The sequence below is a fragment of the Alteromonas sp. P256 genome, from assembly GCF_036864455.1.
In the GTDB taxonomy this organism is placed as follows: domain Bacteria; phylum Pseudomonadota; class Gammaproteobacteria; order Enterobacterales; family Alteromonadaceae; genus Alteromonas.
On sequence record NZ_JAZETM010000006.1, the window covers coordinates 285,686 to 294,368 of the forward strand.

At 44.0% G+C, this 8,683-nt stretch carries 11 protein-coding genes; 9 read left to right on the forward strand and 2 right to left on the reverse strand.

Annotated features, from left to right (window positions below):
- Positions 1-71: 71 nt before the first annotated feature.
- A complete protein-coding gene (locus V7R39_RS11840) occupies positions 72-359 on the reverse strand; it encodes a YebG family protein (RefSeq protein ID WP_334030872.1) in 288 nt (95 codons plus the stop codon).
- A 263-nt stretch (positions 360-622) separates the two neighbouring features.
- On the opposite strand from V7R39_RS11840, the gene rpsF reads away from it, so the two are divergent.
- From rpsF to V7R39_RS11860, 4 genes are all read left to right on the forward strand, one after another.
- Complete coding sequence (gene rpsF / locus V7R39_RS11845) at positions 623-1,024, forward strand: 30S ribosomal protein S6 (RefSeq protein WP_032097692.1); 402 nt, start codon at positions 623-625, stop codon at positions 1,022-1,024.
- Positions 1,025-1,035: 11 nt separating this feature from the next.
- Positions 1,036-1,263, forward strand: coding sequence for a 30S ribosomal protein S18 (gene rpsR, locus V7R39_RS11850; RefSeq protein WP_012519954.1), 228 nt, complete (start codon positions 1,036-1,038; stop codon positions 1,261-1,263).
- A gap of 26 nt (positions 1,264-1,289) precedes the next feature.
- Positions 1,290-1,742: a 50S ribosomal protein L9 gene (gene rplI, locus V7R39_RS11855; RefSeq protein WP_163105844.1), complete on the forward strand. Its 453-nt coding sequence runs from the start codon at positions 1,290-1,292 to the stop codon at positions 1,740-1,742.
- Positions 1,743-1,889: 147 nt separating this feature from the next.
- Positions 1,890-2,996, forward strand: coding sequence for an MBL fold metallo-hydrolase (locus tag V7R39_RS11860; RefSeq protein ID WP_334030874.1), 1,107 nt, complete (start codon positions 1,890-1,892; stop codon positions 2,994-2,996).
- 13 nt (positions 2,997-3,009) lie between these two features.
- Here the strand turns inward: V7R39_RS11860 and V7R39_RS11865 are convergent, their stop codons facing one another.
- Complete coding sequence (locus V7R39_RS11865) at positions 3,010-3,645, reverse strand: MOSC domain-containing protein (protein ID WP_334030875.1); 636 nt, start codon at positions 3,643-3,645, stop codon at positions 3,010-3,012.
- A gap of 133 nt (positions 3,646-3,778) precedes the next feature.
- Between V7R39_RS11865 and V7R39_RS11870 the strand changes: the two genes are divergently transcribed.
- The 5 genes from V7R39_RS11870 to dnaB all read left to right on the forward strand — a co-directional run bounded on the left by V7R39_RS11870 (position 3,779) and on the right by dnaB (position 8,408).
- Positions 3,779-4,354 (forward strand): RNA polymerase sigma factor, encoded by a 576-nt coding sequence (locus tag V7R39_RS11870; RefSeq protein ID WP_334030876.1) that lies wholly within the window; start codon positions 3,779-3,781, stop codon positions 4,352-4,354.
- Positions 4,347-4,928 (forward strand): hypothetical protein, encoded by a 582-nt coding sequence (locus V7R39_RS11875; RefSeq protein WP_334030877.1) that lies wholly within the window; start codon positions 4,347-4,349, stop codon positions 4,926-4,928. The genes V7R39_RS11870 and V7R39_RS11875 overlap by 8 nt, the downstream gene beginning before the upstream one ends.
- 14 nt (positions 4,929-4,942) lie before the next feature.
- A complete protein-coding gene (locus V7R39_RS11880; RefSeq protein ID WP_334030879.1) occupies positions 4,943-5,965 on the forward strand; it encodes a DUF4097 family beta strand repeat-containing protein in 1,023 nt (340 codons plus the stop codon).
- A gap of 213 nt (positions 5,966-6,178) precedes the next feature.
- A complete protein-coding gene (locus tag V7R39_RS11885; RefSeq protein ID WP_334030880.1) occupies positions 6,179-6,868 on the forward strand; it encodes a hypothetical protein in 690 nt (229 codons plus the stop codon).
- A gap of 154 nt (positions 6,869-7,022) precedes the next feature.
- Positions 7,023-8,408 (forward strand): replicative DNA helicase, encoded by a 1,386-nt coding sequence (dnaB, locus tag V7R39_RS11890; RefSeq protein ID WP_334030882.1) that lies wholly within the window; start codon positions 7,023-7,025, stop codon positions 8,406-8,408.
- Positions 8,409-8,683 lie beyond the last annotated feature (275 nt).

Sequence of the window (8,683 nt, forward strand, 5' to 3'; positions counted from 1 at the left end):
TAGTTTTAGGGCCGCTTAATATAAAAACAGGAGAAAGCACAACACAAAATACGCGTGCTAACGGCTGTTTACTAGCCGTTAGCTTTGAGCTTTACCACCTCTGCGCTTTCGTCTTCCAATACGCTTTGGGCAGACGAACCTTTGAATATTTTACTGACCTTGTCTTTGTTTTTAGACAGTAAGATGGTGAGTTCTTCTAACGCGCTGTCATCAAGACCAATCCCCTTTGCTTGGATATATTGCGCTAAGTTATCTGCTGCATCTAGCATTTTATCATACTGATCAGCTTCTTTTTTGTCGGTAGTTACCAATTTTTCTACCCCTTTGTGCGTAACAACATACTGTGTGGTAATGGCCATGGTAGGTCCCCTTCTTTTTAAATTCACGAAAACTCTACAGTATTTAACTGTATAAATAAACAGTTATGTGATTAATTTTTCCTCTATTGGTATCACGCTGCATTTAATCGGTTGTTTAGACATACGATTAAATATGGCAGTGATTAATGCTTGTGCAATTTTAACGGTATGCGTATAATGCGCGCCCTTACAGCCATCCCAATTCGTTCCTTGTCTCCATACAGTTGGCTGTACTGTCGAGGCTACAACCGTAAGGAGCTATAATGCGTCATTACGAAATCGTATTTATGGTTCACCCTGATCAGAGTGAACAAGTACCTGGTATGATCGAGCGTTATACTACTATTCTTAAGCAAGACGGTGGTCAGATTCATCGTTTAGAAGATTGGGGCCGTCGTCAATTGGCTTACCCAATCGAAAAGCTACACAAAGCACACTACGTACTAATCAATGCTGAAGCATCTGCTGACGCCGTTGACGAATTGGAAAATGCTTTCCGTTTCAATGACGTGATCTTGCGTAACATGGTAATGCGCACTAAAAACGCTGTTACTGAGCCTTCTCCAATGATGAAAGAAGAGCCTCGTCGTGAGCGTCGTGAAGATTCTGCACCTCGCACAGAGCGCGCAGAAAAGAAAACTGAAACCACTGAAGACAACGCTTAAGGAGATCACCCATGGCTCGTTTTTTCAGACGTCGTAAGTTCTGCCGTTTTACAGCAGAAGGTGTGACCGAAATAGATTACAAAGATATCGCTACTCTCAAGAACTACATTACTGAGAGCGGTAAAATTGTCCCTAGTCGTATTACTGGTACTAGCGCAAAATATCAGCGTCAGCTGTCATCTGCGATCAAGCGCGCACGTTTTCTTGCGTTGCTTCCGTACACTGATTCACACAAGTAATTTGGCGAACTTAAGGGGTAGCTTAGATGAACATCATCCTACTAGATAAAATCGCCAATCTTGGCGGCTTGGGCGACCAAGTGACTGTAAAGTCTGGTTATGCTCGTAACTTCCTTTTCCCACAGGGTAAAGCGGTTCCTGCAACTAAAGACAACGTTGAAAAGTTCGAAGCACGTCGTGCCGATCTTGAAGCGAAAATTGCTGAGCAGCTAGCTGCTGCAAACGCAAACGCCGAAAAAATCAACGAGTTGGCTGAAGTTACAATTGCTGCACCTGCTGGTGAAGAAGGCAAGTTGTTTGGCTCTGTTGGTACACGTGACATCGCTGATGCAATTACTGCAGCTGGCGTTGAAGTACAAAAAGCACAGGTTAAACTACCTACCGGTACACTTCGTGAAACTGGTGAGTACGACATCGACGTACAGATTCACTCTGATGTAACCACTTCAATTAAAGTGATCATCATTGCTGAAGCGTAAGCGTTCATGTAATTAGAAAAACCGCTCTCATGAGCGGTTTTTTTATATCTGAAACTCACAAATAAATACTTATTAACATTTTTATAGTTGTGTCAGGTAGCGTATAAATCCAATATTATCAGTGTATTAATTTTCTTTGAGGTCGCTATGCCGCGCGCTATAAAGTTCACTAATAAGTTCGTCATTTTATCTATCGTATTGCTTTTTTGTGGATGCGCCGCAAAAAACCACGTTGAGACTATCGCTCCTTCACAGTCGGTGATAAAGCGAGACAGCACGGATGGATTTGAAGAGCGATTCAGCAACCTTTACGCTAACTTTCCAAGCTACCCAATTACGTGTACTACAAATTGCTATGCGCCTACTGACAAAATAAAGTGTGAAGGCGATATGGAAGACTGTGTCTATCGCGGTGATAATCCGTCACCGGCTATCGATAGCGGTTTTACCGTTCGTTGGTTAGGACATGCTAGTTTTGTGGTGACAACTAAAGAGGGACAGCAGTTTCTGTTTGACCCCGTATTTGAACAATTTGACTGGCCGGTAAATTGGGCATTTAAATTAGCAGATGGCTTTTTCCGCAACCCTGCCTCAGCGCTATCATCACAAGAAATAGAGCAAACTGACGCCGTCATGTATTCCCACATTCACTACGATCATTTTAATAAATCGGATATCGAGCACATTGGTAATATGCCCTCTTATCTAGTACCGCTAGGTTTTGGTGAGCATTTTCCTACTGGCGGCTTTAACATTACCGAAATGGCTTGGTATGCAAAAAAAGTACTCGGCGATACCACCATACATTTTGTTCCTGCCCATCATTTCAGCAGTCGTATAATGGTGCCCTTCTTGTATGAAGACAATGACAAAGCGCTATGGGGTGGTTGGGTGCTAGAAAGCAACGGTAAAACCTTGTTCTTTGCCGGCGACACTGGGTACTCGCCCCATTTTAAAGATATCGGCAATCGATTTGATCACATCGACGTTTGCCTACTTCCTATCGCCTCGTACTTCAGTGAGTCGTCTCCTAAATGGTATCGCAATGTGCACACCACGCCAGAAGATACGCTTGTGGCTGCAAAGGAATTGAACTGTGGCGTGGTTATTCCGTGGGGTTATGGCAATGCGAGTTGGCAAATGGGCGATAAAACCTCCCACTCGGCACTGTTTAGATTAATAGAAATGGACAAGCAGTTAAATAACACCATTCCGCTATATATTCTCAATGAGGGAGAAAAGGTAACCTTTTAAGGCCACCTAGTGCTTAACGTTTGCTAATTTTTTCACATTTCAATCGCCATTCATCATCAAGAACGGAGAGTGAAGACAGTGTTGTTGCCAGCGCTTTATCTGTTTTTGTGTGTGTACACTGCATGAGTTCATGCACACTAACAGTGTTGTCTTGGCGTTCAATCAAATGCACCTCATCGCCGGGATAAATAACGCCGGTTTTTAACACTCGGTAATACCAACCTGTGATGCCTCTTTCACCCACAAATCTGTCTAAATTTGATATACCAAATCGTTGAGATATTTTGCTGCAAGGCGCTCTCGGAGCGCTCACCTGTAATTGAACCTCACCAAATTGCCAAATATCGCCAATGAAAACCGTTGCGTCATCCATACCCTCAACACTCAGGTTTTCACCTATGCTGCCGGGCACAAACTCTCCCTCTGGGAAATGTTTTCGAAGGGTAAGGTAGTTAGTGGGGTTATATTGGTGTAGCACTTTTTCAGGGCCACCGTGAAGGCGCTTGTTTGCCTGTAAATCTTCATCAGTTTTATCGGTATGCACAGTGAGTTGAGACACCGGTTGTTTGACAATACTGCTGGGTGCTCCTCGCGGCCCTAAAGGGCTTGGTTGACCTGCAAACAGTGCATTGACTTTAAATTCTGACATACCGACTCCGCATTTTTGAAAAAAGTTATTTTTTTCTTTAAACCTTTCTACTATAGGCTACGACTAAGTTTATAACACTAACAAGTGCCACACTGACATTTTCTATCGCAGTGTACACAAAAAAGAGAGCGTCATGGAGCAAGGCCACCAACGCATTTGTTGCGACAGAGCGGTTTTTACCGCTAAATCACAAAGCGAGGTAATCGCTGACGTAAAAGCGGGCAGTAAATACGCTTTTAAGACGCTATACGAGCAGCATATAGGCCGCGTCTATGCACTGTGTTACCGCTTAACTGGCGACAAAAGCCTGGCTGAAGATGCGTCGCAAGAGGTGTTTATTCAGCTATGGAGAAAAATTGCCAACTACGATGGCAATAGTCAATTTTCTACTTGGCTACACAGCGTGACGGCGAATGTCACTATCTCCTATATGCGTAAGCAGCGCAGTTGGTTTCAGCGCATGCTAAATATAGAAACTAGCGGCATTACAGAGCCTGTAGCGCCTCAAGAAACAGATGATAATGATTTAGACATGCATATTCGCGCGTTGCCAGAACGAGCCCGTCTCGTGTTCGTGCTTTATGCAGTAGAAGGCTACCGACATGAAGAGATAGCCAGCATGCTCAATATGGCGGTGGGCTCGAGCAAAGCACAGCTGCATCGAGCCAGAGGGCTTTTAAAAAATGCAATGGGGTGTACCGATGAGTAATGCGGATAAACAGTTGTTACAGCGCCTTAGCGAATTGAAAAAAGAACGGCAGCCCGAACGCGATCTTTGGCGTGGTATTGAACTGGGGTTAACCTGTCAAGATGACAGGGCAGTAGATAGTGCTGTAATCAATGAGCATGGCGAAAGTCAGGCAGTGCTCTCCTCAAAAGGCGTGTGGGCAGTGGCTGCCGCGTTTGCTGTTGTGTGCTCCATGCTGTGGTTTTTAACGCCTATTGGTAATCCATCAGCATCACAACCTGCTGATATGTTGGTTTACGCGCCAGGCTCAACACATAACGATGGTTCATTGAATAACTACGAACTTGTTGAAGCGCAAAGCTTACAGCAGCGTCAATACATCGCGGGGTTACTCGCAAGTTATGAAACTACGCCAGCGCTGACAAAAGACTGGCAGCAGCAACTAAATGAATTAGATACGGCAGCAGATGCCATCAAAGCAGCATTAAAAGAGGACCCTGATAATTCAGCGTTAATCAAAATGCTACACCATGTTTATCAACAACAAATTGCCTTAGTTGAGCGAGTGCACGCGCCAAAATGGCAGCAAATTTAATAAGAGGTAATCTAATGAACGCAAGACTGAAAAACATACTAACACCTAAGGCGATACCAGCACTTAGAGTAATAACAGTTCCAAAGGCGATAGCAGCATTTAGCACCGTGATAGCACTCGCGCTTTCGCCTACTGCCCTTGCAGGTGAAAAAGTCGATAAAACCATTGAGACTTCATCATCACCAAAGCTCGATATTGAACACGTAAATGGCAGTGCCGAAATCAAAGTGTGGGACAAGTCACAAGTTCGCGTGGTCGGGGAACTCGGCGATCGAACAGAAGAGTTTATCTTTGAAAAGCGCGGAGATGTGGTTGTTATTCATGTTGAGGTAAAGCGCAAGTCGAAGCAGTGGTATGGTAATGATAACGATGGCGATGAGCTTACCATTTATGCGCCTGTTGGCAGTGACCTTCACTATACCGCCGTAAACGCTGATGTAGCTGCTACAGGGATTCAAAATGCTGTAGACATTGAAGTCGTCAATGGAGACGTAACCATTGAGAATTCGGGGTCACATATTGAAGTAGAGTCGGTAAACGGTGATATTGAGTTGTTAAATGTGGTGGGTGACCTCGATGTGGAAACTGTTAATGGTGATATTGAGGTAACGCATACAGGCAGTAATGAAATTTCATTTACTTCGGTTAATGGAGACTTAGACGTTAACACAACAAGTCCAGAGGTTGCGGTTGAAACGGTCAATGGTCGTATTGAGCTTACATTAGCAGCAATAGATAGGTTAGAGATTGATACGGTTAACGGAAAGACGACGGCTAGTATGTCGTTAAACGATAACGGACAAGTAAAAGCAAACTCCGTTGGTGGTGCTGTGTCTCTTACCTTTCAGCAAGGTGTTTCAGCGCAGTTTGACATTGAGGCCCATGCTGGCGGCAACATCAAGAATAATATTAGCGACGATGAAGTGAAGAAACCGAAATACGGTCCAAGTCGTTGGCTTCGCTTCATTCAAAATGGTGGCTCTGCAAATGTTGACATTTCTACCGTGCACGGGCGAATTGAGATAGACGAAAAGTGAATAAGCTAGTGCATTTCTAATTTGTTTATTAGGTTGAATAATCATATTTAGTCCGCATTTATTAATCATGGTGTGGTTCGCTAAAAATCGATAGATAAAAAGCTGCTCATACAAAGGCAGCTTTTTTTTTGATACAAATTAATAGATAAACCGTGCAGATTTTCTCGTCGCTCCCGCAGCTTTCCTTGAACTCGACGTCAAAGCGATAAGGTTGTGTTAGATCAACACGCGCTAAATAGCAGCAGTTATGATGAGAGCGAGTGTGAAAGCGAAGGTGATAGCAGTGATAGTTTGCAGGAAGCCACAATAGATTTAGGCATAATGGAGACAGCAGTGAAGATTATTGGACATGTTAAACGCTTTTGGAAATTTCATAGCCTTATTATAGGCGCGTTTGGCATTTGCGCATTAACGTTAGGTTGCGCTATCCATGAACCGTCCTTTTATGAGGGAACGTGGGTGATAACCGATACTTATCAAGATGAAAAAAGTAGCCAAAATACGAGTAAGAGTCGCGTACTTGGAAGCTCCTTCACCTACTCGGCCACGTCCGCTCAGCTAGACCAATTTGCCTGTGAAGTGCCTGAATACGACACACAACGGTTAAGTTCAGATGACTTTTATTCGCAATATAACGTAGACCCGCAGCGTATCGGTTTTTCACGGGATGACGTCACTAAGATTGAACTAACCTGCGCATCTGATGTTGCAACGTTAGGCAGAACACTGCTTATTCAGCAAAGCGATAACGCAGTTATACCCTCTAATGGAACGTTTTTTCGCCTAGAAAAAGCAACGATTTTAAAGCGGCACTCAATAATGGGTTGCTCCTTCTGTGCCAAAGAAGCAACTCCTATTGAAATGTTTTCGGGCTATGTGCATGAAAACGCAAAAAGTTTATAACGTATTGGGGGGCCCAACGTTGTCATTATTGCCTTAAAAATATCTGCGTGAATATTGTCCTGTTGCAGAGAATGCGGTGTAAGTTTATTGAGAGACGCGTTGTAAAAGCGCATAATAGTCCACTGTTTTTGTTTCATTACAATAGGTTTCATACGTGGCTTCTCCCCCCCAAGGCGATAAGAATATAGAAAAATTGAAGGTTCCCCCTCACAGTATAGAGGCGGAGCAGTCTGTTTTAGGCAGTATGCTTATCGATCCTGAGAGTTGGGATAAAGTAGCGGAACTCGTCACAGAGACAGATTTCTACAATCGTTCGCATCAAATTATATTTAAAGCCATCACTCGTCTTTTAAATATCAGTAATCCCATCGATCTCATTACCGTATCTGAAGAGCTAGAAAAGCACGATGAACTTGAAGATGCCGGTGGGTTTGCTTATCTCGGCGAGCTGGCGAAAAACACTCCGAGTTCCGCTAATGTGGTCTCTTATGCTCAAATTATTAGTGAGCGTGCAATAACCAGAGAACTCATAGGCGTTGCTCATGAGATTGCGGAGATTGGCTATAATCCAGAGGGCCGAGATAGCGCCGATATTCTCGATTTAGCAGAAAGTCGAGTGTTTGAAATTGCTGAGCGAAGAACCGGTGAAAATGAAGGTCCTCGCAATGTTGAGTCTGTTCTAGGCAAAACGATTGACCGACTTGAGGAGCTGGTTAAGACGAATAAAGAGGTAACCGGTGTTACAACAGGGTTTACCGATTTAGACAAAAAAACCAGTGGCCTGCAGCCTTCTGATCTTATTATTGTTGCAGCTAGACCATCAATGGGTAAAACCACGTTCGCGATGAACTTGGTCGAAAATGCCATGATGGCAGAAGAAAAGCCGGTTCTCGTATTCAGTCTTGAGATGCCCTCTGAACAAATTATGATGCGTATGCTTGCATCATTGAGTCGTGTTGACCAAACAAAGATTAGAACCGCGCAGCTAGACGATGAAGATTGGGCGAGAATTTCAAATACGATGGCGATGTTAAAAGATAAAGACCGCCTTTTTGTTGATGATTCTTCAGGCTTAACGCCTATGGACGTGCGCAGTAGAGCAAGAAAGCTTGCCAGAGAACGCGGCGGTATTAGCCTAATCATGATTGATTACCTTCAGCTTATGCGGGTTCCTTCATTAAGTGAAAATCGTACTCTTGAGATTGCGGAGATATCACGCTCACTAAAAGCACTAGCAAAAGAGCTGGAGGTGCCGGTAGTGGCCCTATCTCAGCTTAACCGTACCCTAGAGCAGCGAGCCGATAAGCGACCGGTTAACTCGGACTTACGTGAATCAGGCTCTATCGAGCAGGATGCCGACTTAATTATGTTTATCTATCGTGATGAGGTGTATCACGAAAACAGTGAAGATAAAGGTATTGCAGAAATCATTATTGGTAAGCAGCGTAACGGGCCTATTGGTACCTCTCGACTTACTTTCCAAGGCCAGTTCTCGCGCTTCGACAATTACGCAGGCCCCGCCATGGCTGATGATTACTAGCGCTGCTAAAGAGTAGGGCATACCACCGCTAGTGCTTAAATTGACTAGCTCTCACAAGGACGAGCGCTTGTGAAGATTAGGCCTTACGGCGACTAAAGCAGGCTTAGTTAGGCTAACGTGTTGTTGAGTAAATAGGGCGTAACATAGCGTAGGCAATAGACTTAAAAGCTGATGAAAAGCTAAATCGCCGCGCTCTGTAAATTAGGCGTCAGTTAGAGCTACCGTTGACACAGTAGTAAAAAAGATAGACACAAAAAAGGCGCCACTAGGCGCCT

Coding starts and splice junctions, on each gene's coding strand:
- V7R39_RS11840 (WP_334030872.1), bottom strand. CDS start 359: ATGGCCATTACCACACAGTATGTTGTTACGCACAAAGGGGTAGAAAAA.
- rpsF (WP_032097692.1), top strand. CDS start 623: ATGCGTCATTACGAAATCGTATTTATGGTTCACCCTGATCAGAGTGAA.
- rpsR (WP_012519954.1), top strand. CDS start 1,036: ATGGCTCGTTTTTTCAGACGTCGTAAGTTCTGCCGTTTTACAGCAGAA.
- rplI (WP_163105844.1), top strand. CDS start 1,290: ATGAACATCATCCTACTAGATAAAATCGCCAATCTTGGCGGCTTGGGC.
- V7R39_RS11860 (WP_334030874.1), top strand. CDS start 1,890: ATGCCGCGCGCTATAAAGTTCACTAATAAGTTCGTCATTTTATCTATC.
- V7R39_RS11865 (WP_334030875.1), bottom strand. CDS start 3,645: ATGTCAGAATTTAAAGTCAATGCACTGTTTGCAGGTCAACCAAGCCCT.
- V7R39_RS11870 (WP_334030876.1), top strand. CDS start 3,779: ATGGAGCAAGGCCACCAACGCATTTGTTGCGACAGAGCGGTTTTTACC.
- V7R39_RS11875 (WP_334030877.1), top strand. CDS start 4,347: ATGAGTAATGCGGATAAACAGTTGTTACAGCGCCTTAGCGAATTGAAA.
- V7R39_RS11880 (WP_334030879.1), top strand. CDS start 4,943: ATGAACGCAAGACTGAAAAACATACTAACACCTAAGGCGATACCAGCA.